Genomic DNA, 13,815 nt, shown 5'->3' on the forward strand with positions numbered 1-13,815 from the left:
CGTCGTGCCTGGTCACACGATCGCGGCGCGGACGATTCTCCGGGTCCGTCCCTGGGCTGAACCCGGGTCTGAAGTGGGGGGTGAGGGACGAATCAGACGGGGGCGACTCCTCTCACCCGCATTTCGGACACAACCCCCGTACCGGGCACATGCGGCATGGACGGCGTGGACGCGGGTGCACCACCGACCCCGCGCGCGGCAAGATCGCCCCATGGACAACTCCGCCTCCGCCGACGCACGCCCCGACGACGCGCCAGCCGCACACCTAAGCCTGTGGGGCGGCCGCTTCGCCGGCGGCCCCGCCGACGCCCTCGCGGCGCTGAGCAAGTCCACCCACTTCGACTGGCGCCTGGCGCGCTACGACATCGCCGGCTCCCGGGCCCACGCCCGCGTGCTCCACGCCGCGGGTCTGCTCGACGACGCCGAGCTGACCGGCATGCTCACCGCCCTGGGCCGGCTCGAGGAGGACGTCGTCACCGGTGCCTTCGGGCCCGCCCCGGACGACGAGGACGTGCACACCGCTCTCGAGCGGGGCCTGATCGAGCGGGCCGGTGCCCAGCTCGGCGGCAAGCTGCGGGCGGGCCGGTCCCGCAACGACCAGATCGCCACGCTCGTGCGCATGTACCTGCGCGACAGCGCCCGCGAGCTCGCCGGCGGCGTCCTCGACGTCGTCGACGCCTTGGTGGACCAGGCCGCCGCCCACCCCGACGCCGTGATGCCCGGCCGCACCCACATGCAGCACGCCCAGCCGGTGCTGCTCGCGCACCACCTGCTCGCCCACGCCTGGCCGCTGCTGCGGGACGTGGAGCGCTGGGTGGACTGGGACGCCCGCGCGGCGGTGTCCCCGTACGGGTCCGGCGCGCTGGCGGGGTCCTCGCTGGGCCTCGACCCCGACGCCGTCGCCGCGGACCTGGGGTTCGACGCCGCCGTGGAGAACTCCATCGACGGCACCGCCGCCCGCGACGTCGTCGCCGAGTTCGCGTTCGTCGTGGCCATGACGGGGGTGGACCTGTCGCGGCTCAGCGAGGAGGTCATCATCTGGGCCACCAAGGAGTTCGGTTTCGTCCGGCTCGACGACGCCTACTCCACCGGGTCGTCGATCATGCCGCAGAAGAAGAACCCCGACGTCGCCGAGCTGGCGCGTGGCAAGGCCGGCCGGCTGATCGGCGACCTCACGGGCCTGCTCGCCACCCTCAAGGGCCTGCCCCTGGCCTACAACCGCGACCTGCAGGAGGACAAGGAGCCGGTGTTCGACGGCGTCGACACCCTGGACCTGCTGCTGCCCGCCGTCGCCGGCATGGTCGCGACCCTGACCTTCGACACCGCCCGCACCGCCGAGCTGGCCCCGCAGGGCTTCTCCCTGGCGACCGACATCGCCGAGTGGCTGGTGCGCCAGGGTGTGCCATTCCGCGACGCCCACGAGGTCGCGGGCGCCTGCGTGCGCGCCTGCGAGGCGCAGGGCAAGGAGCTGTGGGACCTCACCGACGCCGAGCTCGCCCAGATCAGCGCGCACCTGACCCCGGCGGTGCGCGAGGTCCTCACCGTCGCCGGCTCCATCGCCTCGCGCGACGGGCACGGCGGCACCGCCCCGGTGCGCGTCGTCGAGCAGCTCGCCCGCGCCGCCGACCGTGCCAACCGCCTGCGCCGGTGGGCTGAGGGTGACGCGGCGACGGTGTGACCACCACGGGGCCGGACCAGGACTGGGCGGAGCTGCTGTGCCGCCCCTCCCTCGAGGTGGCGCCGCGGCTGCTCGGCTCGGTGCTCACCGTGCGCGGGAGTACCGCCGCTGCCACCGACGGGGCCGTCGCACTGCGCCTGACGGAGGTAGAGGCCTACAACGGTGAGGTGGACCCGGGCTCGCACGCCTACCGCGGTCTGACCCCACGCACTGCGCCGATGTTCGCGGCCGGCGGGCGGCTGTACGTCTACTTCACCTACGGCATGCACTGGTGCGCGAACATCGTGTGCGGGCCGGAAGGCAGCGCCTCGGCCGTGCTGCTGCGCGGCGGGGAAGTGGTCGCCGGCCACCGTCACGCGCGAGCTCGCCGGCCCGCCGCCCGGACCGACCGCGATCTGGCCCGCGGCCCGGCGCGCCTGGCGCAGGCCCTCGGGCTGACCGGCGCCGACAGCGGCCTCGTCCTGCGCGCCGGCGGCCGTGCCGAGCTGCAGCTGGGGCCGTCGCCGGATCCCGCCGTCGTGCGTCACGGGCCTCGGGTGGGCGTGGCAGGCCCGGGCGGCGATGCCCGCCAGTTCCCCTGGCGGTACTGGCTCGACGGTGAGCCGACCGTGTCGGTGTACCGGCCCGCCGCGCCACGGCGGCGGTGACGCTGGTGCTCACCCCGGGTTGACCCGCGTTCGACGCTGCTCGTGACACCGGTCGCACAGCAGCGGATGCTGGCCTGGCGGCGACCGCACGGCACACTGGGAGGCGTGCCCGGGCAGACGTCCCGGGTGATGACGAGAGGCAGAAGAGTGACTGACATCCTCGACGAGCTCCAGTGGCGTGGGCTGCTGGCACAGTCAACAGACATCGCCGCCTTGCGCGCGGCGCTGGGCGAGGGTCCGGTCACCTTCTATTGCGGGTTCGACCCCACCGCTCCCAGCCTCCACCACGGCCACCTCGTCCAGCTCGTCCTGATGCGCCACCTGCAGCGGGCGGGGCACCGACCGATCGCGTTGGTGGGTGGCGCCACCGGCATGATCGGCGACCCCCGCATGTCGGGGGAGCGGGTGCTCAACGACAAGGAGACGGTCGCCGGCTGGACCGAGCGGCTCCGCACGCAGATCGGGCGCTTCCTCTCCTTCGACGGGGACAACGCGGCTCGCATGGTCAACAACCTGGACTGGACGGGTGACCTCTCCGCGATCGACTTCCTTCGCGACATCGGCAAGTACTTCCGCCTGAGCACGATGCTGGCGAAGGACACGGTGGCCCGCCGGCTGGCGAGCGAGGAGGGCCTCTCTTTCACGGAGTTCAGCTACCAGATCCTCCAGGGCCTGGACTATCTCGAGCTCCACCGTCGGCACGGCTGCGTGCTGCAGACCGGCGGCAACGACCAGTGGGGCAACCTGCTCTCGGGGGTAGACCTCATCCGTAAGGCCGACGGGCACGGTGTGCACGCCGCCACCACCCCGCTCATCACCAAGGCTGACGGCACGAAGTTCGGCAAGTCCGAGGGCGGGGCCATCTGGCTCGACGGCGACATGTTCAGCCCGTACGCCTTCTACCAGTTCTGGCTCAACACCGACGACGCCGACGTCCTGGGCTACCTGAAGGTCTTCACCTTCCGCTCGCGTGAGGAGATCGCCGAGCTCGAGGCGGCGGTGACCGAACGCCCCCAGGCGCGAGAGGCGCAGCGCGCCCTCGCCGAGGACGTCACCGCCCTGGTGCACGGCGCCGAGGTTGCCGAGCGGGTACGGCGCGCGTCGCAGGCCCTGTTCGGACGCGACGACCTGCGTGAGCTCGACGGCGTGACGCTCGGTGACGCGGTTGCCGAGCTTCCCCGGGGCGGCGTCACGCCCGGGGAGACGACGGTGGTCGACCTGCTCGTGGCCACCGGCCTGGAAAAGGGGCGCTCCGCCGCGCGACGCACGCTGGCAAGTGGTGGGGCGTACCTCAACAACGACAAAGTGGACGACGAGGACCGGGTCATCGACGCCGGTGACCTCCTCGACGGCGGTTACGTCCTGGTGCGCAAGGGCCGTCGGAACCTCGCTGTGGGCGTGCACGCGTCCTGATCGGCGAACGGAGTTGCACGTCGCGCGCCGCAGGTTGCGCGCAGCAGGCCGGGTCGTCCGCCCCCGTCGTCCCTCGTCCCGAGGTATGACGGGGGCGGAGCAGTACCCGGAAGGGTCCGGCTGACACCGACCAGGGGTGGTGCGCTCCGGTGCTCGGATGTGCGCCAGGTCTCGAATATCGGATGACGCCCCGACGGAGCCGTTCTTGGCGGTTCGGAGCAGTGAAAGCGCAGGTCACGAGCCCGTTCGCGTCGCCGTAACCTCCTCGAAACCGAAAGTTGACGGGCCCGACGGGGCGCCGTAATGTTCTTCTTGCTGCGCCGGACGGGAGCAACGAACGCGGGAACCGAGAGGTTCCACGGTCGGTCCCACGGAGCAGATCCTCAGCCAACACGAGCCGGTGACACAGTCACCGGCGGCCGGTTGTCGGAGGGACCAGGCGGGAACGGTCCGCAGGTTGCGAAAATCGCGACTTGACAAACCGGATCTGAATGGTTAAGGTAGAGAGGTTGCCCCGGAGGCGGTTGGGACTTGGGTCCTGGTTGGTTTCTGGTGTGTGTCTGTTCTTTGAGAACTCAACAGTGTGCCAAGTTTTTGATGCCATTTGATTCCGTGCATCGCTTGTCCTGCCTTTTGTGGGTGGGGTGTGTGGTGTGTGGGGTCTTTGTTTTGTTTTGGTTACATGCTCATCGTCTGCCTCGTCGGGTGGTGGGTGTGATGCCATGGATTGGCCTCGCTTCGGTGGGGTTGTCTTCGTATGGTTTGTCGCTCCTGGTATGGCTGGTCTTGCTCTTCGGGGTGGGGTTGGTTGTCGGGGGTTGGCAGTTGGTTTTTTACGGAGAGTTTGATCCTGGCTCAGGACGAACGCTGGCGGCGTGCTTAACACATGCAAGTCGAACGATGAACCCAGCTTGCTGGGGGATTAGTGGCGAACGGGTGAGTAACACGTGAGTAACCTGCCCCCCGCTTCGGGATAACTCCGGGAAACCGGTGCTAATACCGGATATGACGCATCCTCGCATGGGGGTGTGTGGAAAGATTTATCGGTGGGGGATGGGCTCGCGGCCTATCAGCTTGTTGGTGGGGTGATGGCCTACCAAGGCTTCGACGGGTAGCCGGCCTGAGAGGGTGACCGGCCACACTGGGACTGAGATACGGCCCAGACTCCTACGGGAGGCAGCAGTGGGGAATATTGCACAATGGGCGCAAGCCTGATGCAGCGACGCCGCGTGAGGGATGACGGCCTTCGGGTTGTAAACCTCTTTCAGTAGGGAAGAAGCCGCAAGGTGACGGTACCTGCAGAAGAAGCGCCGGCTAACTACGTGCCAGCAGCCGCGGTAATACGTAGGGCGCAAGCGTTGTCCGGAATTATTGGGCGTAAAGAGCTCGTAGGCGGTTTGTCGCGTCTGCTGTGAAAACGCGAGGCTTAACCTCGCGCCTGCAGTGGGTACGGGCAGACTAGAGTGCGGTAGGGGAGACTGGAATTCCTGGTGTAGCGGTGGAATGCGCAGATATCAGGAGGAACACCGGTGGCGAAGGCGGGTCTCTGGGCCGTTACTGACGCTGAGGAGCGAAAGCATGGGGAGCGAACAGGATTAGATACCCTGGTAGTCCATGCCGTAAACGTTGGGCACTAGGTGTGGGGCCCGTTTCCACGGGGTCCGCGCCGCAGCTAACGCATTAAGTGCCCCGCCTGGGGAGTACGGCCGCAAGGCTAAAACTCAAAGGAATTGACGGGGGCCCGCACAAGCGGCGGAGCATGCGGATTAATTCGATGCAACGCGAAGAACCTTACCAAGGCTTGACATACACCGGAAACATCCAGAGATGGGTGCCCCGCAAGGTCGGTGTACAGGTGGTGCATGGTTGTCGTCAGCTCGTGTCGTGAGATGTTGGGTTAAGTCCCGCAACGAGCGCAACCCTTGTCCTGTGTTGCCAGCGGGTTATGCCGGGGACTCATGGGAGACTGCCGGGGTCAACTCGGAGGAAGGTGGGGATGACGTCAAATCATCATGCCCCTTATGTCTTGGGCTTCACGCATGCTACAATGGCCGGTACAAAGGGCTGCGATACCGCGAGGTGGAGCGAATCCCAAAAAGCCGGTCTCAGTTCGGATTGGGGTCTGCAACTCGACCCCATGAAGTCGGAGTCGCTAGTAATCGCAGATCAGCAACGCTGCGGTGAATACGTTCTCGGGCCTTGTACACACCGCCCGTCACGTCACGAAAGTCGGTAACACCCGAAGCCGGTGGCCTAACCCCTTGTGGGATGGAGCCGTCGAAGGTGGGACTGGCGATTGGGACGAAGTCGTAACAAGGTAGCCGTACCGGAAGGTGCGGCTGGATCACCTCCTTTCTAAGGAGCTCACTGGATCCCCTGGTATCGCCTAGTACGCACCGGCTGGCCGGGTCTTCGGACCTGGGGGGTCGGTGGTGGAACCGGTGGTACGGGTGGGGGTGTTGGTGGCCACCTGCGGCGGCGACAGTTCGCCGGGTGGTTGCTCATGGGTGGAACGTCGAAAGTCTTGGTGCACTGTTGGGTCCTGAGGGAACAGGCCCCCCGCCCGCGGACGTGTTCGTGGGGTTTGGGGGTGTGTTCGTCTCGGCCGTGGCCATGCCGGTGCCAGATTAGTCGTTTGCGGCTGGTGGTGGGTCGGTGTTGGTGGGTTGCTTGAGAACTGTACAGTGGACGCGAGCATCTTTGATCTTTTGTGGTCAAGTTTTTAAGAGCATTCGGTGGATGCCTTGGCACCAGGAGCCGATGAAGGACGTTGTAGCCTGCGATAAGCCTCGGGGAGCTGGCAAACGAGCTGTGATCCGAGGGTGTCCGAATGGGGAAACCCGGCCGCAGTCATGTGCGGTTACCCGCGCCTGAATATATAGGGCGTGTGGAGGGAACGTGGGGAAGTGAAACATCTCAGTACCCACAGGAAGAGATATTCCGTGAGTAGTGGCGAGCGAAAGCGGATGAGGCTAAACCGGGGGTGTGTGATAGCCGGCGGGCGTTGCACCTTCGGGGTCGTGGGACCCACTGACCATCTCTGCCGGGGTGGTGAGGAGTGAGAAAGTCCAGGTGTAGTCGAACGGTCTGGGAAGGCCGGGCATAGTGGGTGAGACCCCCGTAGACGAAACGCCTGGGCCTCCTTGTGGGGATCCCGAGTAGCACGGGGCCCGTGAAATCCCGTGTGAATCTGCCAAGACCACTTGGTAAGCCTAAATACTACCTGGTGACCGATAGCGGACTAGTACCGTGAGGGAAAGGTGAAAAGTACCCCGGGAGGGGAGTGAAATAGTACCTGAAACCGGATGCTTACAATCCGTCGGAGCCTCCTTTGCAGGGGTGACGGCGTGCCTTTTGAAGAATGAGCCTGCGAGTTAGTGGTGCGTGGCGAGGTTAACCCGGGTGGGGAAGCCGTAGCGAAAGCGAGTCCGAACAGGGCGTATGAGTCGCGTGCTCTAGACCCGAAGCGAAGTGATCTACCCATGGGCAGGTTGAAGCACGTGTAAGAGCGTGTGGAGGACCGAACCCACTTAGGTTGAAAACTGAGGGGATGACCTGTGGGTAGGGGTGAAAGGCCAATCAAACTTCGTGATAGCTGGTTCTCCCCGAAATGCATTTAGGTGCAGCGTCACGTGTTTCTTGCCGGAGGTAGAGCTACTGGATGGCCGATGGGCCCTACAAGGTTACTGACGTCAACCAAACTCCGAATGCCGGTAAGTGAAGCGTGGCAGTGAGACTGCGGGGGATAAGCTTCGTAGTCGAGAGGGAAACAGCCCAGACCACCAGCTAAGGCCCCTAAGCGTGTGCTAAGTGGGAAAGGATGTGGAGTTGCACAGACAACCAGGAGGTTGGCTTAGAAGCAGCCACCCTTGAAAGAGTGCGTAATAGCTCACTGGTCAAGTGATTCTGCGCCGACAATTTAGCGGGGCTCAAGCACACCGCCGAAGCTGTGGCATCCACGCAGACCCTCGCCAGGACTTGATCCTGGTGCCGGGGCGTGGGTGGGTAGGGGAGCGTCGTGTGGGAGGTGAAGCGCCGGGGTGACCCAGGTGTGGATCCCACACGAGTGAGAATGCAGGCATGAGTAGCGAATGACGGGTGAGAAACCCGTCCGCCGAATGACCAAGGGTTCCAGGGCCAGGTTAATCCGCCCTGGGTAAGTCGGGACCTAAGGCGAGGCCGACAGGCGTAGTCGATGGACAACGGGTTGATATTCCCGTACCGGCGAAGGACCGACCATACCGAGCCCGGTGATGCTAACCACCCAACGGTGGCCACCGTTCCCTTCGGGGAACACCGGCCACCGGCGCGTGGGACCCGATCCGGTAGTAGGTAAGCGTGTTAACAGGGGTGACGCAGACAGGTAGCCACCGCGTGCTTAATGGCAATGCACGTCCAAGGTTGCAGGGCGGGGTGCAGGCAAATCCGCACCCCATCAAGCCTCAGGACCGATGGTGACCCCGTAGGGGGGAAGCAGGGTGATCCTATGCTGCCAAGAAAAGCCTCGACGCGAGGGACTAGCCGCCCGTACCCGAAACCGACTCAGGTGGTCAGGTAGAGAATACTAAGGCGATCGAGAGAATCGTGGTTAAGGAACTCGGCAAAATGCCCCCGTAACTTCGGGAGAAGGGGGGCCTGAGAGGTGAAGCCACGTGCTGGCTAGCCTTTTCGGGCCGCAGAGACCAGGGAGAAGCGACTGTTTACTAAAAACACAGGTCCGTGCGAAGTCGCAAGACGATGTATACGGACTGACGCCTGCCCGGTGCTGGAAGGTTAAGAGGACGGGTCAACCACGCAAGTGGTGAAGCTCAGAATTTAAGCCCCAGTAAACGGCGGTGGTAACTATAACCATCCTAAGGTAGCGAAATTCCTTGTCGGGTAAGTTCCGACCTGCACGAATGGCGTAACGACTTCTCCGCTGTCTCAACCGCGAACTCGGCGAAATTGCATTACGAGTAAAGATGCTCGTTACGCGCAGCAGGACGGAAAGACCCCGGGACCTTTACTATAGCTTGGTATTGGTGTTCGGTACGGCTTGTGTAGGATAGGTGGGAGACCGTGAAGCATTCACGCCAGTGAGTGTGGAGTCAACGTTGAAATACCACTCTGGTCGTACTGCACATCTAACCTCGGTCCGTGATCCGGACCAGGGACAGTGCCTGGTGGGTAGTTTAACTGGGGCGGTTGCCTCCTAAAATGTAACGGAGGCGCTCAAAGGTTCCCTCAGCCTGGTTGGCAATCAGGTGTCGAGTGCAAGTGCACAAGGGAGCTTGACTGTGAGACTGACAGGTCGAGCAGGGACGAAAGTCGGAACTAGTGATCCGGCGGTGGCTTGTGGAAGCGCCGTCGCTCAACGGATAAAAGGTACCCCGGGGATAACAGGCTGATCTTGCCCAAGAGTCCATATCGACGGCATGGTTTGGCACCTCGATGTCGGCTCGTCGCATCCTGGGGCTGGAGTAGGTCCCAAGGGTTGGGCTGTTCGCCCATTAAAGCGGTACGCGAGCTGGGTTTAGAACGTCGTGAGACAGTTCGGTCCCTATCCGCTGCGCGCGCAGGAAACTTGAGAAGGGCTGTCCCTAGTACGAGAGGACCGGGACGGACGAACCTCTGGTGTGCCAGTTGTTCCGCCAGGAGCATGGCTGGTTGGCTACGTTCGGAAGGGATAACCGCTGAAAGCATCTAAGCGGGAAGCCTGCTTCAAGATGAGGTTTCCACCACCCTTCGAGGTGGGAAGGCCCCCAGCAGACCACTGGGTTGATAGGCCGGACGTGGAAGCGCGGTAACGCGTGGAGCTGACCGGTACTAATTGGCCAACAACTTGCCACAACACTCACCCCGGTGAGAAGAAGTAAAAGCACTGCATACGCGTCCACTGTACGGTTCCCGAGAAACCCACCCCCAACACCCATGTTGGACAAAGGGCCCACGGGTACATCTCCATAGAGTTACGGCGGTCATAGCGAGGGGGAAACGCCCGGTCCCATTCCGAACCCGGAAGCTAAGCCCCTCAGCGCCGATGGTACTGCACGGGAGACTGTGTGGGAGAGTAGGACACCGCCGAACACCCATTAACAAGGAGGCCGCAACGATTTCGTTGCGGCCTCCTTGTCATTTATGGCCCAATTTGAGTTGCGCCGACGTGAAGATATAGGCGTGTGATGACGAGTAGAGGAAACACCATGTCGACCAACCAAGAGGGCCAGAACCAGGACCGCCCCCGCCGCCGCGATGATTCCGGCCGGCCCAAGCAAACCTCGCGTCCCGGTGGGGATCGGGCGTCCGGGAGCGGTAGCCGCTCGGGGCGTGGTGACGAAGCTTTCCGCGAACGCGCCCAGCGCCGCTACGGCAGCGGCCCAAATGATGCGCGTCGTGACGGCCGCGGCGAACGCACGGGCGAGCGCCGCGAGGGCGGTTACCAGCCGCGCGACGGCGGCTACCAGCAGCGGGAGGGCGACCGTCGCAGCGGTGGTTACCAGGGTCGGTCGGACGACCGTCGCAGCGGTGGTTACCAGGGTCGCTCTGATGATCGCCGGGAGGGCGGTTACAAGCCCCGCGAAGGTGGCGCCCCGCAGCGTGAGGGCGACCGGCGCCAGGGTGGTTACCAGGGCCGGTCGGACGACCGGCACCAGGGTGGTTACCAGGGCCGGTCGGACGACCGTCGCCAGGGCGGTTACCAGGGCCGGTCGGACGACCGCCCCGCAGGTGGTTACCAGCGTCGCGAAGGTGGTTACCAGGGCCGCTCGGACGACCGCCCCGCAGGTGGTTACCAGCGTCGCGAAGGTGGTTACCAGGGGCGCTCGGACGACCGTCGCCAGGGCGGTTACCAGGGGCGGTCGGACGACCGTCGCCAGGGCGGTTACCAGGGCCGGTCGGACGACCGCCCCGCAGGTGGTTACCAGCGTCGCGAAGGTGGTTACCAGGGGCGCTCGGACGACCGCCGCGAGGGCGGTTACCAGGGGCGTTCCGATGATCGCCGCGAGGGCGGTTACAAGCCCCGCGAGGGCGGTTACAAGCCCCGCGAAGGTGGCTACAAGCCCCGCGAAGGTGGCGCCCCGCAGCGTGAGGGCGACCGGCGCCAAGGTGGCTACCAGGGTCGCTCCGATGACCGACCCGCAGGTGGTTACCAGCAGCGTGATAGCGACCGCCCCGCAGGTGGTTACCAGGGGCGCTCGGACGACCGCCGCGAGGGCGGTTACCAGAGGCGTTCCGATGATCGGCGCGAGGGCGGTTACAAGCCCCGCGAAGGTGGCGCCCCGCAGCGTGAGGGCGACCGGCGCCAAGGTGGCTACCAGGGTCGCTCCGATGACCGCCCCGCAGGTGGTTACCAGCAGCGTGACAGCGACCGCCGTCAGGGTGATTTCCAGGGGCGCTCCGATGACCGTCGCCAGGGTGGCTACCAGGGTCGGTCGGACGACCGCCCCGCAGGTGGCTACCAGGGTCGCTCCGACGACCGCCCCGCAGGTGGTTACCAGGGGCGCTCGGACGACCGTCGCCAGAGTGGTTACCAAGGTCGCTCCGATGACCGTCGTGAAGGTGGTTACCAGCGCCGAGAGGGTGGTTTCCAGCAGCGTGATGGCGACCGCCGCCAGGGTGGCTACCAGGGGCGCTCGGACGACCGCCCCGCAGGCGGCCATCAAGGACGCTCGGACGAGCGGCGTGACGGCGGCTTCCAGAAGCGTGAGGGCAGCCCTCGTGGGGGTAGCTATCAGCAGCGCGATGGTGGCTTCCAACGGCGAGACGATGGCCGACACACGGGCGGAGAAGCACGTGGGTTCGGTCCGCGCCGCGATGACTACGAGGACCGCCCGGCGGAGCCTCACATCTCGGACGAGGTCGAGGCGCAGATGCTTGACCGCGCTGCGCGTACCCGGCTGCGGACCCTCGGCAAGAACAATGCAGAGCTCGTGGCTCGTCACCTCGTGATGGCCGGCCGTCTTATCGACGATGAACCCGAGACCGCCTATGGCCATGCACAGGCCGCCATGCGGCGTGCGGGTCGCGTCGACGTCGTCCGGGAGGCTCTTGCCCTCACCGCGTACGCAACGGGTAGGTACTCCGAGGCGTTGCGTGAACTGCGGACCGTGCGTCGTCTCTCCGGCATCGACGCGCACCGCGCCATGGAGGCCGACTGTGAGCGCGGCCTCGGCCGACCGGAGCGCGCCCTGACAGTCGTGGCCGAGACAGACCCTGGCACGTTGTCCGAGGAGGACCGTGTCGAGCTCGCCATCGTCGCTAGCGGCGCCCGCTCCGACCTGGGTGAGCATGAGGCGGGCCTGCTCGTGCTCGAGTCCAGGCTCGTGGACCACGTAAAGGACCCTGAGCTTCTCCGTCGGCTGACGCTCGTGCGGGCAGACCGGCTCGAGGAGCTCGGCCGCATGGACGAGGCCGACGCCGCGCGGGCGGCCGCCGGCCCGGAGATGGACGACGATGAGCCGATCGTCGTCGTGGACCTGGAGGCGTCCGAGGCCGAGGCAGAAGACGAGGACTTCGCCGAACCGACGGATGACGTGGCCACGACCGACGCTGAGCCCTTGACGGACCTGCCGGCCGATGAGGATGCCGCAGCGGACGAGGCAGCGGACGTTGAGCCGGATGCCGCAGCGGACGAGGCAGCGGACGTTGAGCCGGATGCCGCAGCGGACGTTGAGCCGGATGCCGCAGCGGACGTTGAGCCGGATGCCGCAGCGGACGAGGCGCCGGCAGCCCCGACCGACGAGACACCAGACGCCGGAGCCGAGCAGCCGACGGCGTCGGAGACCGAACAGCCCGCCCCCGGTGCGGAGGAGACCGCGGACGAGGAGCGCGCATGAGCACCCCCACCATGCTTCTCGCCAGCGCGGAGCCCCTGGCCACCGCGTATGACGTTGCACTGATGGACCTCGACGGAGTCTGCTATCGCGGCGCCGAACCGGTCGACCACGCCGACGCGGCGGTGGAAGAGGCACGGCGCCTCGGGCTCCGCATGATGTTCGTGACCAACAACGCTGCCCGCGAGCCGCAGACGGTGGCCGACCAGCTCAGCTCCCTGGGCATCCCGACGTCCCCGGACGAGGTGATGACCTCGTCCCAGGCGGCGGCCGCCATCCTCGCCGCGGTGCTGCCCACCGGCTCGGTCGTCCTGCCTATCGGCGGCGCCGGCCTGCGGACAGCCCTGACGGAAGCCGGGTTCACCCTGGCCACGGGCGCGCACGACGCACCGGTCGCCGTCGTCCAGGGATTTTCGCCGGACCTCGGGTGGCGCGAGCTCACCGAGGCCGCCTACGCGATCAACGCCGGTGCGCGGTACGTGGCCACGAACCTCGACGCCACCCTGCCCACCGAGCGTGGTATGGCGGTCGGGAACGGCTCCCTCGTGGCGGCCGTGACGAACGCTACCGGCGTCGTCCCCATCTCCGCGGGCAAGCCTGAGCCGGAGATCTTCCGGCAGGCGACCCGTCGCAGCGCCGGCAGCCGCCCGATCGCTGTCGGTGACCGGCTCAACACCGACATCGCCGGCGCCCGCGCCGCCGGCATCCCCAGCGTGCATGTCCTCACCGGCGTCAGCGACGCCCGCGACGTCGTCCTCGCCGCACCGCACGAGCGCCCGAGCTACCTCGCCGTCGACCTCCGCGGCCTGGTGGAGCCCCACCCCGTCCCCAGCCGGGACGGCGCGTGGTGGCGCTGCGGCGCCGCGGCGGCCCGCGTGAGTGGTGCGGAGCCCCATCTGGAGATCCGGCTCGGTGACCGGGAGGTCCCGCTGGAGCCCGGCGAGCCGGTGACCGTCTCCCTGGACACGTGGCGATGCCTCGCCGCCGCAGCGTGGGAAGCGGCCGACGACGGCGCGCCGCTCACCGTCTCGCAGGTGCCTGCGCTCCAGGTGGTCGCGCCGCGATAGCCTTCGAACGGACTGCGGAGGTGGGAAGGAGCGACGGATGGACGTAACGCCTGCCGATCTGGCGGCGCGATCGGTGCCGGCGGGGGACCCGTTGGCGCGCCTCGACGACCTCGAGGAGATCCCGCTCGCGGAGCAGGTCGCGGTGTTCGAGACCATCCACTCGCACCTGTCCGCGCGTCTCGCGAACGCCGAGAGCTGAC

Annotated in this window: 7 protein-coding genes and 3 rRNA genes; 9 read left to right on the forward strand and 1 reads right to left on the reverse strand. The window is 66.3% G+C overall.

Translation table 11 applies throughout. The annotated features are described in order from the left end of the window. Positions 1–211 precede the first annotated feature (211 nt). The 6 genes from argH to rrf all read left to right on the forward strand — a co-directional run bounded on the left by argH (position 212) and on the right by rrf (position 9,804). Positions 212–1,678 carry an argininosuccinate lyase gene (gene argH, locus FE374_RS06870; RefSeq protein ID WP_139927828.1) on the forward strand — a complete coding sequence of 489 codons (1,467 nt, stop codon included), beginning with the start codon at positions 212–214 and terminating at the stop codon, positions 1,676–1,678. Next, a complete protein-coding gene (locus tag FE374_RS06875; protein WP_139927829.1) occupies positions 1,675–2,325 on the forward strand; it encodes a DNA-3-methyladenine glycosylase in 651 nt (216 codons plus the stop codon). The genes argH and FE374_RS06875 overlap by 4 nt, the downstream gene beginning before the upstream one ends. A gap of 147 nt (positions 2,326–2,472) precedes the next feature. Continuing rightward, positions 2,473–3,738 (forward strand): tyrosine--tRNA ligase, encoded by a 1,266-nt coding sequence (tyrS, locus tag FE374_RS06880; RefSeq protein WP_139927830.1) that lies wholly within the window; start codon positions 2,473–2,475, stop codon positions 3,736–3,738. Positions 3,739–4,570: 832 nt separating this feature from the next. Continuing rightward, positions 4,571–6,093, forward strand: a 16S ribosomal RNA gene (locus FE374_RS06885). A gap of 357 nt (positions 6,094–6,450) precedes the next feature. Further along, a 23S ribosomal RNA gene (locus FE374_RS06890) occupies positions 6,451–9,567 on the forward strand. Between the two features lie 120 nt (positions 9,568–9,687). Further along, a 5S ribosomal RNA gene (gene rrf, locus FE374_RS06895) occupies positions 9,688–9,804 on the forward strand. The 16S, 23S and 5S rRNA genes sit together here, the layout of an rRNA operon. 5 nt (positions 9,805–9,809) lie before the next feature. Here rrf and FE374_RS20050 read toward each other — a convergent pair. Beyond that, positions 9,810–11,471: a hypothetical protein gene (locus FE374_RS20050; RefSeq protein ID WP_139927831.1), complete on the reverse strand. Its 1,662-nt coding sequence runs from the start codon at positions 11,469–11,471 to the stop codon at positions 9,810–9,812. A 114-nt stretch (positions 11,472–11,585) separates the two neighbouring features. On the opposite strand from FE374_RS20050, the gene FE374_RS06905 reads away from it, so the two are divergent. Genes FE374_RS06905 through FE374_RS19125 form a run of 3 tightly spaced genes read left to right on the forward strand, consistent with a single transcriptional unit; the run spans position 11,586 to position 13,814 of the window. Further along, entirely contained in the window at positions 11,586–12,551 is a 966-nt protein-coding gene (locus tag FE374_RS06905) for a hypothetical protein (RefSeq protein ID WP_139927832.1), read from the forward strand. Next, positions 12,548–13,615 (forward strand): HAD-IIA family hydrolase, encoded by a 1,068-nt coding sequence (locus FE374_RS06910; RefSeq protein WP_230978497.1) that lies wholly within the window; start codon positions 12,548–12,550, stop codon positions 13,613–13,615. Before FE374_RS06905 ends, FE374_RS06910 begins: the two co-directional genes overlap by 4 nt. A gap of 37 nt (positions 13,616–13,652) precedes the next feature. Continuing rightward, complete coding sequence (locus FE374_RS19125) at positions 13,653–13,814, forward strand: hypothetical protein (protein ID WP_168205614.1); 162 nt, start codon at positions 13,653–13,655, stop codon at positions 13,812–13,814. The last annotated feature ends 1 nt before the right edge of the window (position 13,815 follow it).

This window comes from Georgenia yuyongxinii (assembly GCF_006352065.1).
GTDB lineage: Bacteria > Actinomycetota > Actinomycetes > Actinomycetales > Actinomycetaceae > Georgenia > Georgenia yuyongxinii.

Bases quoted from the DNA above. Each gene is read 5' to 3' on its own strand.
- FE374_RS06905 (WP_139927832.1), top strand. From the start codon at position 11,586: ATGCTTGACCGCGCTGCGCGTACCCGGCTGCGGACCCTCGGCAAGAAC.
- argH (WP_139927828.1), top strand. From the start codon at position 212: ATGGACAACTCCGCCTCCGCCGACGCACGCCCCGACGACGCGCCAGCC.
- FE374_RS06910 (WP_230978497.1), top strand. From the start codon at position 12,548: ATGAGCACCCCCACCATGCTTCTCGCCAGCGCGGAGCCCCTGGCCACC.
- FE374_RS19125 (WP_168205614.1), top strand. From the start codon at position 13,653: ATGGACGTAACGCCTGCCGATCTGGCGGCGCGATCGGTGCCGGCGGGG.